The organism is Algisphaera agarilytica (assembly GCF_014207595.1).
Taxonomy (GTDB): domain Bacteria; phylum Planctomycetota; class Phycisphaerae; order Phycisphaerales; family Phycisphaeraceae; genus Algisphaera; species Algisphaera agarilytica.
Genome location: NZ_JACHGY010000001.1, coordinates 230431 through 243938, shown reverse-complemented (window position 1 = coordinate 243938; position 13508 = coordinate 230431). Strand labels below are relative to the sequence as shown.

General features: G+C 57.1%; 10 protein-coding genes. 8 read left to right on the top strand and 2 right to left on the bottom strand.

Annotated features, from left to right (window positions below; all coding sequences use genetic code 11):
* Positions 1–6 precede the first annotated feature (6 nt).
* Together HNQ40_RS01015 and HNQ40_RS01010 are read right to left on the bottom strand one after the other, a co-directional pair.
* Positions 7–999 (bottom strand): aldo/keto reductase, encoded by a 993-nt coding sequence (locus HNQ40_RS01015; protein ID WP_184675497.1) that lies wholly within the window; start codon positions 997–999, stop codon positions 7–9.
* A gap of 65 nt (positions 1000–1064) precedes the next feature.
* Positions 1065–2315, bottom strand: coding sequence for an alginate lyase family protein (locus tag HNQ40_RS01010; RefSeq protein ID WP_184675495.1), 1251 nt, complete (start codon positions 2313–2315; stop codon positions 1065–1067).
* A 225-nt stretch (positions 2316–2540) separates the two neighbouring features.
* Between HNQ40_RS01010 and HNQ40_RS01005 the strand changes: the two genes are divergently transcribed.
* The 8 genes from HNQ40_RS01005 to HNQ40_RS00970 all read left to right on the top strand — a co-directional run bounded on the left by HNQ40_RS01005 (position 2541) and on the right by HNQ40_RS00970 (position 13504).
* A complete protein-coding gene (locus HNQ40_RS01005) occupies positions 2541–3575 on the top strand; it encodes a LacI family DNA-binding transcriptional regulator (RefSeq protein WP_184675493.1) in 1035 nt (344 codons plus the stop codon).
* Between the two features lie 91 nt (positions 3576–3666).
* Positions 3667–4569 (top strand): PEP-CTERM sorting domain-containing protein, encoded by a 903-nt coding sequence (locus tag HNQ40_RS01000; RefSeq protein WP_184675491.1) that lies wholly within the window; start codon positions 3667–3669, stop codon positions 4567–4569.
* 96 nt (positions 4570–4665) lie between these two features.
* Positions 4666–5520 (top strand): type II secretion system protein, encoded by an 855-nt coding sequence (locus tag HNQ40_RS18180; protein WP_184675488.1) that lies wholly within the window; start codon positions 4666–4668, stop codon positions 5518–5520.
* 110 nt (positions 5521–5630) lie between these two features.
* Positions 5631–7421, top strand: coding sequence for a sodium:solute symporter family transporter (locus HNQ40_RS00990; RefSeq protein WP_221435323.1), 1791 nt, complete (start codon positions 5631–5633; stop codon positions 7419–7421).
* A gap of 60 nt (positions 7422–7481) precedes the next feature.
* Positions 7482–8276 (top strand): polysaccharide lyase family 7 protein, encoded by a 795-nt coding sequence (locus HNQ40_RS00985; protein WP_221435322.1) that lies wholly within the window; start codon positions 7482–7484, stop codon positions 8274–8276.
* 68 nt (positions 8277–8344) lie between these two features.
* Complete coding sequence (locus tag HNQ40_RS00980; RefSeq protein WP_221435321.1) at positions 8345–9799, top strand: sialate O-acetylesterase; 1455 nt, start codon at positions 8345–8347, stop codon at positions 9797–9799.
* 70 nt (positions 9800–9869) lie between these two features.
* The gene (locus HNQ40_RS00975) at positions 9870–12110 is read left to right on the top strand and encodes a chondroitinase-B domain-containing protein (RefSeq protein ID WP_221435320.1); all 2241 of its coding nucleotides are present in this window, start codon (positions 9870–9872) and stop codon (positions 12108–12110) included.
* Positions 12107–13504, top strand: a complete 1398-nt coding sequence (locus HNQ40_RS00970) for a polysaccharide lyase 6 family protein (protein ID WP_184675478.1) — start codon at positions 12107–12109, stop codon at positions 13502–13504. The genes HNQ40_RS00975 and HNQ40_RS00970 overlap by 4 nt, the downstream gene beginning before the upstream one ends.
* Positions 13505–13508: the final 4 nt, after the last annotated feature.

The window sequence follows — 13508 nt, the reverse complement described above, 5'->3', positions numbered from 1 at the left end:
GCTGAATCAGCGGATGCGCGACGGGGTTGCCCACATATCGAGGCTGCCGCCCATAGCCAACTTCACGGGTTGGGTCACCGCATCCAGTTCGTCCAAGTCGTCCTGGGACAGTTGGACCTGGGCCGAAGCGGCGTTCCGCGCGACCTGGTCTGGCCGACTGGCGCCGACGAGAATGGATGTCACCGAATCTTGGTGTAGCAGCCATGCAAGAGAAACATCGGCCATGGAGCGGCCCACGCGATGGCTGATCTTTCGGATCGCGGCGATCGCGGCGAAGACTTGTTCTTCGCAGCCGTCTTCGTCGTGACGGGACTGGGGGCGATCCTTTGAGAACATACGTGTTCGTGCCCGTTCCGGGGGAACGTCGTCGGCGGACTCATACTTGCCGGCCAGCAAAGCCTGGGCGAGTGGCGAGTAGCACAGGAACCCGATCCCGTATCGTTCGCACAACCCTTCTACCTCGAATTCCACAGCCCGAGATAGCAGGCTGTAAGCGATCTGGTTGGACACCAACGGCACATCGCTTCCTAACGCTTCGGTCAGGTCTTCGATGCCGAAGTTGCACACCCCCAGGGAACGGACCTTGCCCTGCTTGAGCAGGTCGTCCATCGCCTTGAGCGTTTCTTCGAGGGGCACTTGACGGCGAGGCCAGTGGATCTGGTAGAGGTCCATATAGTCGGTGCGGAGGAGTTTGAGGCTCTTCTCGCACTCTTCAACGACCTCTTTTGCTGACATCACCTGGCTGCTGACCTTGTTGGCGATAATGACTTGGTCCCGGACGTCCTGCAACGCTCGGCCGAGCAGGTCTTCGGACGCGCCATCGCCGTAGGCGGGTGCGGTGTCGAAGAAGTTGATGCCGTGGTCGAGGGCCGAGCGGATCGTGGCAATACCCTCGGCGTCTTCGAGGCCATCGTAGGTCGGGTTGGCGACCGTGGACATACATCCGAATGCGATCTTTGAGACTTTGATGTCGGTCTCGCCGAGCCGTGCGTACTTCATCGGGTTTTACTCCTTGGAGATGCTTATCTGAGTCAGTAAAAAGGGTTGGTGAATCGGCGGCGGATTTACTCGGATTCAGCCGGAAGCGAGATGATCAGGTCGCGGAAGACGATGCCTTTGCCGGTGATGCCGTCGAGTTTGGAGATGACTTCTTCAAAGCGAGGGTCGTCATAGGCGATCGAGGCCCGCCGCAGCGACTGCACATACCAGTCGTGTTTCTTCTGATGCGGGGTGATTTGCTTATAGGGCCAATCGGCTTCGCTGGCGAAGTAGGGCATAGCAAAGTCGAAGCCCTGGCGGATGCTCCGGCCGTCATCGGTCTGGAAAGACCATAGATCCACGCCAACGCGCTCGGCCAAGACCGCCAGTTCGGTCATCGCGCGGAGATTGAACTCGGTGTAGTCCAGGCCTTTGGTCCGTTCGATCTCAATGGGCTGTTCGCCATTGGGCTCGAACTGGTGAGCGATCCGTTCGGGCACGCGATCGGCCATTTCTTTGACGGTGTCCCAGTCCCCCGCGAAAGCGGAGTAGTAGGCGATCTGAGCTTCCGCCCAGGTGCCGTGGTTGTTCGGTCCGTCTCGCTCGCCGGTACCGAACTCGCTGGTGTTCAACCAGATGGCGTAATCGGCAAACCATTGCCTCGCGCCGGACATGACCTCGGGGGTCATCGCTTCAGAGCCTTCGAGGAGGCTGATCGCGTCGGGCACCCAACGGAGTCGGAGTGTTTCGATGACGCCGTACTTCCGGCCGTTGTTCACGCCGGGAACGAACTGGCCGTACTGCATCCGGGGCGTCATCCGGGTTTCGGGATCGATCAGGAAATGTTCGATACGCTTCACCGCTTCTTCTGCGAAGCGTTCATCACCGGTGAAGTAGTAGGCGAAGCCGCACCAGCTCACGACCTTGCCGAAGTCGCCGAGTTTGTTGACGTCATAGAGATCACGTTCGGGGTTGATTTCGCCGTCACGTCGAACGTAGGGCAGTCCGTCCTCGGTGTCGGGGTTGGGCCACCAATAAGGGGAGAGGCTGACGTAGTCGTTCTTGTTGCCGCTGGGAGGCGTCGAAGGCTTGTCGGCGATCGACACCATGGGGAGTTCCATGGTCTCTTCAGCGATTTCGATGAGCGCGGCTACAGCGGGTTCGAGCGCGGGGTCGCCTGCTTGGACGCGAGCCTGGACCTCGGCCAGTCGGGCAGGATCGGTCAGATATACCTCGGGAAGCTCTTGGGGTGGGGCGGCGTTGCAGGCTGCAGTCGTGAGCCCAAAGAAAAGGCCGGCGGCACATAGTCCTGTTTTAAGTGGAGAGGCTTGATTCATGATGTGAATTCCATCGTGGTCGAGAGTTGTATGTGAGGGGATAAGGTTAAGAAAACACGATAACAGTCCGCAGATTTATGTGCAAGTATTTAACATGATAAATTGTGAAAATATGACATAAAAGTCTTAAGTACAATAAAAACATGTAATTAAAGTGTGTTGATTTAATTTTAATTTCTTTGAATTTCCATTGACTTGCGGTTTTGTCCTGTTACACTGTGAGGCATGTCAATTGTCGAGGTCGCCAAACTTGCCGGGTGTTCACACACCACCGTGTCGAGGGTCATCAACCAAAAGCCCGGTGTCTCGGTCGAGGTGGCGTCTCGGGTTCAGGCTGCGATGCGAAAGCTCAGCTATGTCCCGCCGGTCAAGCGTCGCGGCCCTCAGCCCAAATCGGGCCGGGCGGCACGAACCGGAAATGTGGCGGTCTTGATGATTGGGACCGAGGCGACGCCCCTGATCGCCCCGGCTTCTGCGGCAGCGATCCATGCGGTTGAAACCGCGCTCGGCGATCAGGGCTACAGCATGACGCTTGGCCAGGTCCGTGATAACACCCGGCTGCCTTCGGTGGTTGATCGGGGTGAGATCGACGGCCTGATCCTGCACGGCAACGCCCCTCGGGGTGAGTTTGCTGAAAAGCTTCGTCGTTTTCCGGCAGTCTGGGTAATGAGTGCACGATCGCGCTCGGGCTATTGGGGTGACCGCGTGGTCACCGACAACGACGCCATCGGCCGGCTTGCGGCGGAGTATCTCATCGACCGGGGCCACCGCCGCGTGGCTTTTCTTTATGTCGATGCGACTCACCTAGGCTTCCCTGTTCGGGCCGAGTCATTCGCCCAGGCGGCTGAAGACGCTGGTGTGGCCTGTGAAATCATTCGTGACCAGGAATCGCCCAGCTTCGCAGCGGGCGACTTCCGGGCCAAGCGTGAATTTATCAACAGCTTGATCGACCGTCTTGCCGCTTTGCCCGAGCCGCCGACGGGGTTGTTTGTCCCGCGTGGTCAGATGACGCCCATGGTGTTTGAGGCTTTACGTAGCCGTGTTATCGAGCCGGGCCGTGACGTCACAGTCGTGGCGTGTGACAACGACCCCATGCTGGCGGGCCTGTCGCCTCAGATCGCCACCATCGACATCCGCCCGGACCGTATCGGCACCCTCGCGGTTGAACAGCTGATGCAGCGTATCGATAAGCCCGAGATCTACGCCCGTGCCAACATTCTGGTCGAGCCCACGCTCGTGGATCTCGTGGATGTCGACTAAGCCGGCTTGGCCTCGGGCGCTTTGGTTAAACCGTTCTCTCTTCTTGTTTCATTTTCTGATGCTTCTTCGCTCATCATTGGAGGAATTGATTATGTCGAACTCACTAGCCGTTGTTGAACTCAAGCATGTCGCAGCGTTGGCTGTTGCCTCTGCAGCGCTTTCGTTGCCCGCAGTCGGCCAAGTGGTCGTGGTTGACGACAACTTCGCCGTGGACGGCACGGTTTCGACCGATGCTGCGTACTTCGGCTCGTCAAGCTCCACCGCCATCGAGTTCAACGCGAACTCCATCGGCCTGGTCACCGGCCCCTCGGGCCGTCAAATGCACGCCCTGTTTGACACCGTTAGTCTCGCTCAGGGCGAGAGCCTTGTCGCCACCATCGATTTCACCACCCCAACTTCGATCAGTACCACCGGCGGTGATGACTTCAAGTTTGGGGTGTTTGATCACCTCGGCCGTGATAATGCGAGCCAGCTCGCCCAGAACACGTCTTACAGCACGGCTAGTCCCAACGCCGACTACAGCGGACTGCCCGGCTTTATGGTCGAGCTGGACGTCGAGCCGTCAGACCCTGCTACGGACATCCAGATACGCCGGTCCGACCCGTCGACCTCCGGCCGTCTACTGGGTACGAACACGGGGATCAGCTCGTTGAGCAGCAGTGCTGACATGGGCTACGTCTTCGCCCCCAACACCGCGTATACACTCAGTATCACCATCGAGCGTACCCTCGCGGATGAACTGGATATCTCCTCGACCTTTCTGGGTGTCACCCACAGCGATACTGACGACAGCCCGGTATCGTTCGATTTCGGCATGCTCGCCTTCGGGGCGTCCACCAATGCATTCGGCACGTCGAATACCCCTGGTGAGATGGACAACGGTATCGACCTGACCCGCGTCAACGTCGTGTACAACCCAATTCCCGAGCCCGGCTCGATGGCTCTGATCAGCCTGGGTGGTCTAGCCCTGCTGCGTCGTCGGTCGAGCAAATAAGTCGAATCCCCTCCTATCCGATGTCGCCGAGAGGCGGCGTCGGGAGTTTCCCTGCTTTTCTTATCTGAACACCTTTACTCCACTCGGAGATGTCCCATGAAACGTCACGCTTTTACCCTGATTGAACTTTTAGTGGTGATTTCTATTATTGCTTTGCTGATTGGGATTTTGCTTCCTGCACTGGGGGCAGCACGAAAAGCAGCTCGCGATATGGCGTGTTTAAGCAATCTTCGCGGTATTGGACAAGCTCATGCGGTCTATGGGAATGACTACAAGGATGTAATCGTACCTGGCCAGCAGCTAACGTCTCTTACCAACCTAGATCCTAGCGGTGCAGGCAGCAACAATGTGTTCTGGTACGAAGTATTGGCTTACACCATGAATCAGGCCAAACGAGATATTGCAACTGGCGATCGTGATAAATTCATCAGCGAAAACTTCACATGCCCTGAGTTTGACCTGTCGCGTACCGAAGCGACTGGCACTGGGGATTCAAAAACGGGATATGGTATGAGCCCCTACTTGATCCAGGGATCAGTCCCTCAAATTTTGAACGGCACACCCACCCCTACTACTTTGAATTGGCCTGAATACGATCCAACTCCACACGACTCGAGCAGTACGGGCGATTCGACTACAGGTTGGTTCAAGTATGATCAAATGACCGGCCCCTCGAATTGGATCATTAATGGTGATAGTTTTGAACCGTATGGTTTGAAGCCCACGATTTCGAGCGGAAGCGTGTTCTGGCGTCTTAATCCCGACATCAATCGCCGCTTCCGCGGCGGCGAGCCGGATCGCCACAGCGGTTTGGACTTCGATGAATTCGATGCGCGAGCCAATTATGTTTATGTCGATGGCCATGCGGCTTCGGTTACAACCGATGAGGCGGCGGTTACTCTACGGGATCCCCTTGGGACTCGTGGGTATGACTACGGCGGCCATCAATAATTCATTGGCACACTCCGGATACAACTCTCAAATTAATAGGGTGAGCGGTAAAACGCACACTCTGTTTTTCCTCTTCCCGCACTGATATTCTTTGCTACTGCGAGCGAACATTGTCCAACGGTTGGATTGAATATTCCGTCATTGGCGTCTACCTCGTCTTGCTGATCGCGATCGGCGCAGTCGTCAAGCGGTTCAACAAAGACGATAGCGATTACTTCCGTAACGGCTGTAAGGGCACGTGGTGGTTGGTCGGGGCCAGTGCGTTTATGGTCCAGTTCAGCGCGTGGACGTTTACCGGGGCGGCTGGGGCGGCCTACGAGGCGGGGTGGTCGGTCATGATCATCTTCATGGCCAACGCTGCGGGATATCTTGTGGCGGGGGTGATCTTTGCCCCCTGGTTCCGTCAGTTGCGCGTGGTGACGGTTCCCGAAGCCATCCGCGCGCGGTTTGGTCCGGCGACTCAGCAACTTTACGCCTGGATTTTTGTGGTCCTTGGCCTTGCGTATGCCTCGTTATGGCTCTTTGGACTCTCCATCTTCTGCTCGGCGGTTTTTGGCTACAAAGTCGAGCACGTCGTGATTGTTATCGGGGTTATCGTGCTCATCTACTCGACCGTCGGCGGCAGCTGGGCGGTGATGGCGACCGATTTCCTTCAGACGCTGATTCTGATTCCGATCACGATCCTGATGGCTTACCTCTGCCTCCGGGAACTCGGGGGCGTTGGCGGTTTGTTCTCACAGATCGACTCCAAAGGCTTGACCGATGACTACGCGGTGATCAACAAGGAAGGGCGATTCACCGGTAAAAACACGTACACCTGGATTTGGGCGTCGGCAATCTTCCTGGCACAGATCGTCAAGATGAATACGGTCATGGCGTCGCAACGCTACTACGCGGTGAAGACCGGCCTGGACGCCCGTAAAGCGGCTTTGCTCGCCGGGCTTTTAATGGTCATGGGGTCTGTGATCTGGTTCATCCCCCCGATGACCGGGCGGTTGTTGTTTGAGGCCGATGTCATGGGCGTATTGGGGATGGCGGAAGACAAGCGTAAAGAAGCGTCTTACGCCGTGGCCAGCATGAACCTCTTGCCGGTCGGCATGACCGGGCTGATGGTGGTTGCGATGCTTTCCGCAACGATGAGCTCGATGGACAGCGGCCTGAACAAGAACGCTGCCATGTTGGTTCGCGACATCATTCCCGCGCTTGCTCGCCTGTTTGGCGTCAAGATGGATCATGCCAAACCGCGATTGCGTATGGCGCAGATCGCGTCGCTGGGTTTTGGTCTCTCCATCATCGGCTTGACGTTGTATTTTGTGGCCCAGGATGGCAAGGGCGTATTTGACCTGATGCTTGACGTTGGCGCGATGTTAGCCTTGCCTATGGCGATCCCGATGCTTCTGGCGTTGTTGATCCGCCGCGCCCCAGCCTGGTCCGCGATCGCTTCGATTACGCTGGGATTCACGGTTTCGGCCATGGGGTTCTACAGCGAAGCGCTATTTGGAACTACCTGGGCGTTTGCGACAGTTGTCTTTGCGAATTCCGCGGCGGGAGCGGTCGGGTTTTTGTTGACCATCCCGTTCTGGCCGACAGCTTCACCTGCGTACCAAGGCCAGGTCGATGAATTCTTCGAGAAGATGCATCGACCGATCGACTTCAAGGCCGAGGTCGGCGAGGGCAATGATCTGAGTCAATTGAAAATCATGGGTAGTTTCGCCATCGTGATCGGTGGGTTCATCTGCTGCTTGATTGTGCTGCCAAATCCGCTCGAGGGCCGGCTGGGCATCCTATTTGTAGGCGGATTCGTGGGGGTAATCGGCGGCCTGTTGTATTGGGCGGGCTCGCGCGCACCGCAACCTAAGCCCGAGGCGATGGGGATTGAAACTGCTGCAGAGCCCTCGTGATTCCTCGCTTTTGAATAGCAAATAAACAACTCAAATGGAGGCATGGTCTTGCGATTACAGATGCGATTATTCGTGGCAGTGGTATTGATGGTCGGGTTGCAACCCGCGTCTAGCCAGGCTGTGCCGTACGACTTGGAGCAATTCCGATCGGTGTTGGATGACTCGAAGCTCCAGGCCCCGACGAGTTCGCCCACCAAGATCAACCAGGGAAAGTTCAGGGGTGCAGCCAACGAATACTTCTTCCTCGATGAATCGAAGCGTTACATGACCTTTACGGTCACCGGCGATAGCAAGCGTTCCGAGCTGCGCCAGATGACCGGTGATTGGGATACCGCTACCCAAACACCTCAACGCCTGCTCGCCAGGGTCCGCGTCCATGTCCCAGAAACGCCTGGCCTTGAGCAGTTCACCTTCCTTCAGATTCATGACAAGAAGAGCGGTGACGACGGACTCAACAAGCCCCTGCTACGTATCACACGGCGAGGCGATTACCGCAAGACCCAGGATCACCTCTGGGCTGCGATCCGCATCCCCCAAGACCCCAGCAAGCCGATCTCGCTCGATAACCTGGCGACGAAGAACATTGACCTTGGCCCGCGTCCCGATGGGTTCTTCGATGCGGAGATCGTGATCCACCAAGGGCGGATGGTTGTAACGATTGAAGGCGAGACCAAAGTCGATATGGATGTGAATTACTGGAATGGTTTGCCGAGCTACTTCAAGGCTGGGGTGTACAACCAAGACCCGGGCACGTCTAAGGTCGAGTTCGAATCCCTCGTATTCCTCGATACATTTGATAAGCCCGAGCCTCTTGCAGTTGCCGATGAGGCCGCTGACTCTGCGGAGCCCGAGTAATGCAAAGCCGTGGTTTACTCGCTACTCATGGCTTGTGGCTGATCCTGCTTTTTTGTGTGACAAGCGCGATGTCGCAATCGCTCAGGCTGCCAGCTGTGTTCGCCGACCACATGGTGCTGCAACGCGATAAGGAAGTGCCCATTTGGGGATGGGCTGAGCCGCAGCAGGAAGTGTCGCTGGTTTTCAATGGACAAACCGTGACAACCCGGGCGGATGCGGAAGGGCGATGGAAGGCGGCGTTTCAGTCGATGCCCGCGGGTGGTCCCTACGAGTTGAAAGTGAACTCGGGAAACACCGACCTGAAACTCGTGGACGTCATGGTCGGCGAGGTATGGCTCTGCTCGGGGCAATCCAATATGGATATGCGCCTGATCAAGATTTGGGACGATGAGAGAATCGAGCGTGATCTACAACGTGAAGGGCTCCGGCTGTTCCGTGTTGATCGGGCTATCGCGGACGAGCCTCAGGATGATGTCGATGCCCGCTGGGCTGAATGTGAGCCGTCCGAGGCACGGATGTTCAGTGCCGTGGCCTACTTTATGGGGGCGGAGTTGCAGCGTGAGCTCGGTGTGACGGTTGGCTTGATCCACACTGCCTATGGCGGCACGCCCGCGGAAGCGTGGACACCACTGAGCCGTCTCTCGGCCAATCCCGAACTCAGCCCCATACCCGAGCGTTGGGAAGCTCGTATCGCAAAGTACAAAGCGGATCTAAAAGCCTACGAATCCGCGGTCGCTGCAGGTGATCCTCAGGCCAAGAAGCCTTCAGAGCCTCCGGCTCGCTACGCTCCTGGTGGTTTGTTCAACGCGATGGTCCACCCGCTGATTCCCTACGCGGTGCGCGGGGCGGTGTGGTACCAAGGCGAGTCGAACACTTGGCGGGCGATGCAGTACGAGCCACTGCTCGGCGAGATGATTCACTCATGGCGCGATCATTGGGGGCAGGGCTCTCTGCCATTTGGTGTGGTGCAGCTGCCCAATTACGAAGTCCCGCCGCGCGTTCCGCCTGGTGTCTATAGCTGGGCGGAACTGCGGGAGGCACAGCTGCATGTCTCGCAGGAGTTAGACGAAGTTGGGCTTGCGGTCACGATCGATATCGGCGATCCCACCGACATCCACCCGGTTGATAAAGAGCCCATCGGCAAACGGCTGGCGCGTTGGGCCCTGTCCGAGGCGTATGGTAATGACCTCATCCACAGCGGGCCGATCTACACCGGTTATGAGATTGTTGACGACAAGGTTTATCTCGAGTTCGAGAACATCGGGTCTGGCCTCGAAGCTCGAGGAGGAGGCCCCATCAAAGGCTTTGTGATCGCCGGATCGGACCGCAAGTTCCGCTGGGCCAAAGCCGTGGTTGAAGGTGATCGGTTGGTCGTCTCTGAAGCCAAGGTCAAGACGCCGTTGGCGGTGCGCTATGCCTGGGCGGACAACCCGTACTGGGCCAATCTGATTAACGCGGAGGGCCTTCCTGCTTCGCCGTTCCGTACCGATGACTGGGAAGGCATTACCCAGGACAGCCGGTGAGTGTCCGTTAGGGCTAAATGGAATGGGTTGAGTTGAATGCATTTCGCTTGCTTTGAATTGGAATACGGTTTTGGTATCTAGTTTTTCAAAAGCACTGTTCATACAGGTGTCGGTAGGTTTTTCATCTACCTGGCTCTGTATGGCAATGCCGCTTAGTGCGGCTGAGATCGCGGTCTCTTCTGCCGCGGATATCTCGGCCGCGATGCAGACGGCCCAGCCCGGCGACACGCTGGTGATGACCAACGGCACATGGGTGGACCAGCAAATCGACTTTGCGGGCTTTGGTACGACTGGCAGCGAGATCACGCTTCGCGCCCAGACGCCCGGGGGTGTCACGCTCACCGGCACCTCCATGCTTGCCATCTCCGGTAGCCACCTTGTCGTGGATGGACTGAATTTCGAGAATGGATCGCTTGGCGAAGGTGATCACGTCATCCAATTCCGTGGCTCGGAGGGCAACGCCAGCTACAGCCGTGTCACCAATACCCAGATCAAAGACTACAACCCCAGCGACTCGGGCACGCGGTACTTCTGGGTTTCGCTCTACGGCCAAAACAACCGAGTCGATCACTCAACCTTTTCCGGTCAAAGCCATTCGGGTGTCACCTTGGTCGCCTGGCTCGACGGCAGTACGGCCAACCACCGAATCGACTCAAACTACTTCGCCGATCGACCTCAGGGACCGGAGAACGGCTATGAAACTATCCGGTTGGGAACCAGTGCCTTCGGCAGCACCAACGCCAACATTGTCGTCGAAAATAACCTCTTCGAGCGTACCGACGGTGAGATCGAGATCATCTCGAACAAGTCGAACGAGAATACTTTTCAATACAACACCTTTCGCGAAGCGGCCGGCACCCTCACCCTTCGCCACGGCCATCGTGCCACCGTAGAAGGCAATTTCTTTCTCGGGGAAGACAAGGCCGGTACCGGAGGCATCCGCGTGATCGGTGAAGATCACGTCATCATCAATAACTACATCGCCAACACCGACGGCCGGGCCGATGGCGCAATCTCGATATCTGCGGGTGTCGAAAATACACCCGCAAACGGATATCAGCAGGTCAAGAACGCCCTGATCGCCAACAACACGATTGTTGATGTCGATGGTGCTGCCATCAAGCTCGACCATGGCCTGGGCACAAGCGACCGTACTGTTTTGGCCGAATACGTGACCCTCGCCAACAACCTGATCTACTCCTCCCAAGACCCGCTGTTCGATGGTAATGAAGGCAGTGGATGGACCTGGCAGAACAACATCGCCTACGGCACAAGCCTTGGTATTCCCTCACGCCCAGGCATCAACGAAGTCGATCCGTTGCTCGAGGTGGGGGGCGATGGCTTGTGGCGGCTGTCTTCCAGCAGCCCCGCGATCGAAGGCGGAATCGCTCTCAGTTCGATCACCACCGATATGGATGGCCAGGCCCGTATCGGTGTGGTCGACATCGGAGCCGATGAATTTTCAACCGCGCAGATCGTCCGTAAGCCGTTGACCACTGATGACGTCGGCGCGGATTGGATTCTCGGCATCCCCACGGCACCGAGTGGGCCGTACCTCGTGATTGAGGCCGAGGATTACTCGCACATCCTTGACCCCGACAGCGACGGCGACGTGTGGACCGCCGTTCAGGATGTCGCGGCTTCGAACGGTGCAGCCCTCGAATCCCCCTCCGGGTCCCGTACTGATCTGAGCGTTTCCCACGAAACCCTCGCCGTTTATGACCTGTTGTTTAGCAACGCGGGGGTGTATACCGCTTACTACCGGGCGCGCGGATTCAGTAGCTCGACCGATTCTTTTTATTCTCCTGACGGGTTCGATGCAGACCCAAGCGTCACCGAGACGTTGTCTAGCGATGGTCTATTTGATTGGGTAACGGGCGAGACGTTTGTCATCAGCGAGTCCAACGTCGGTATGCCCCTGGAGTTTCGTTTGGGCCGCCGAGAGCGTGATGCGCAGCTTGATGCGTTTATATTTCACATGGATAGTGATCTTACTTCCGGTGAACTCGATGCGTTGCTGGAAGCAATGGTCATCTCCGGGGATTACAACCTAAACGGAACGGTAGACGCGGCGGACTACACCGTCTGGGCCGACAGCTTCGGTTCAACCACCAACCTCGCCGCAGACGGCAACGGAAACGGCGTGGTCGATGCGGCGGACTACACCGTTTGGGCGGACAATTTTGGCGCCGGTGGAACCAATATCAGTGGGCAATTGCAGATCCCCGAGCCGGGTGGTTTGGCGGTGTTGATCCTGGTGCTACCGCAGCTTTTCTCAAGAACCGAACAGAAACTGAGGTCATCGATATGAGATTATTCGTCCTACTGCTTTTCCTTTGCCCGCTTTCCTTGAGCCATGCGACAGAGGTTGTGGTCCAGAATATTGAAGAACTCGAGGCCGCAATGGAATCGATCCGGCCGGGCGATACGGTGGTGATGTCCGACGGGGTTTGGACCGACGCCGAACTTGTCTTTGCCGGACACGGTACCAAGACGGACCCGATCACCTTACGAGCCCAGACCCCTGGCGGCGTCACGCTAACCGGCCGGTCCAACCTTTCAATCTCTGGCAGTCATTTGATGGTCAGCGGCCTCAATTTTGTCGGCGGCGCACCCGGTGATCTGAGTCACGTGATCCAATTCCGCGGGCCGTTGGGAGACGCCGTCCACTGCCGGCTGACGAACACGCAAATCAAGGAATACAACCCCGAAGACCCCAAGACCCGCTATTTCTGGGTGTCGCTATACGGCCAGCATAATCGCGTGGATCACTGCCGATTCAAAGGCCAGAACCACTCGGGTGTGACCGTGTGTGTATGGGTCAGTGATCAGATCACCACCCACCACCGTATCGACAACAACCATTTTCTTGACCGTCCGCCGGGCGACGGAAACGGGTTCGAAACGATCCGCATCGGGACAAGCACATACCACGAGACCAGCACCGCGGTGTTGGTGGAAAGAAATCTCTTCGAACGTGTCGACGGCGAAATCGAGATCATTTCAAATAAGGCCTGTGACAACGTGTTCCGCGCGAACACCTTCCGCGAGTCAGCCGGCACATTGACCTTGCGTCACGGGCACAGAGCTCTGGTTGAGCAGAACTACTTTCTTGGTAACGAAAAGCCACGCTCGGGTGGGATCCGCATCATCGGTGAAGACCATGTCATCAGGAACAACTACATAGCCCAGATCGATGATCGCATGGACGGTGCTATCTCTTTTGCGGCGGGTATCGTCAACACGAAAGACAACGGGTACGAACAGGTCAAACGTGTCCGGATTGAAAACAACACCATCATTGACGTCAAGGGTGCTGCGATTACCTTTGATTGGGGGATTGGTGAACGAAACCGCTCACTTTTGCCTGAAGCCTTGGTTATCGCCAACAACATGTTGTACTCAACTCATGCTCCGATTTTCGAAGGCGGAATCGATACGGACTGGAAATGGATCAACAATGTGGTCTATGGAGCCCCGTTAGGGATTTCGCCGCGTGAGGGGGTGCAAGAGGTTGAGTTGGATGGTGTGGTGGGAAGCGATGGCTTGTGGCGGATATCGGGCAGCCCTGCATTTGGCCGGGTCGGGGCGAATCTGTCTGCGGATTCACTTGAGCCATTAGCGCCGAAATCCGACACCGGCCTTGCGGTACTTGAATCGCCACTTACGTATGACGATGTTGGTCCGGATTGGGGCGGGGAATAAGTGG

Coding starts and splice junctions, on each gene's coding strand:
- HNQ40_RS01010 (WP_184675495.1), bottom strand. CDS start 2,315: ATGAATCAAGCCTCTCCACTTAAAACAGGACTATGTGCCGCCGGCCTT.
- HNQ40_RS01015 (WP_184675497.1), bottom strand. CDS start 999: ATGAAGTACGCACGGCTCGGCGAGACCGACATCAAAGTCTCAAAGATC.
- HNQ40_RS00985 (WP_221435322.1), top strand. CDS start 7,482: ATGCGATTATTCGTGGCAGTGGTATTGATGGTCGGGTTGCAACCCGCG.
- HNQ40_RS18180 (WP_184675488.1), top strand. CDS start 4,666: ATGAAACGTCACGCTTTTACCCTGATTGAACTTTTAGTGGTGATTTCT.
- HNQ40_RS01000 (WP_184675491.1), top strand. CDS start 3,667: ATGTCGAACTCACTAGCCGTTGTTGAACTCAAGCATGTCGCAGCGTTG.
- HNQ40_RS01005 (WP_184675493.1), top strand. CDS start 2,541: ATGTCAATTGTCGAGGTCGCCAAACTTGCCGGGTGTTCACACACCACC.
- HNQ40_RS00970 (WP_184675478.1), top strand. CDS start 12,107: ATGAGATTATTCGTCCTACTGCTTTTCCTTTGCCCGCTTTCCTTGAGC.
- HNQ40_RS00980 (WP_221435321.1), top strand. CDS start 8,345: ATGTCGCAATCGCTCAGGCTGCCAGCTGTGTTCGCCGACCACATGGTG.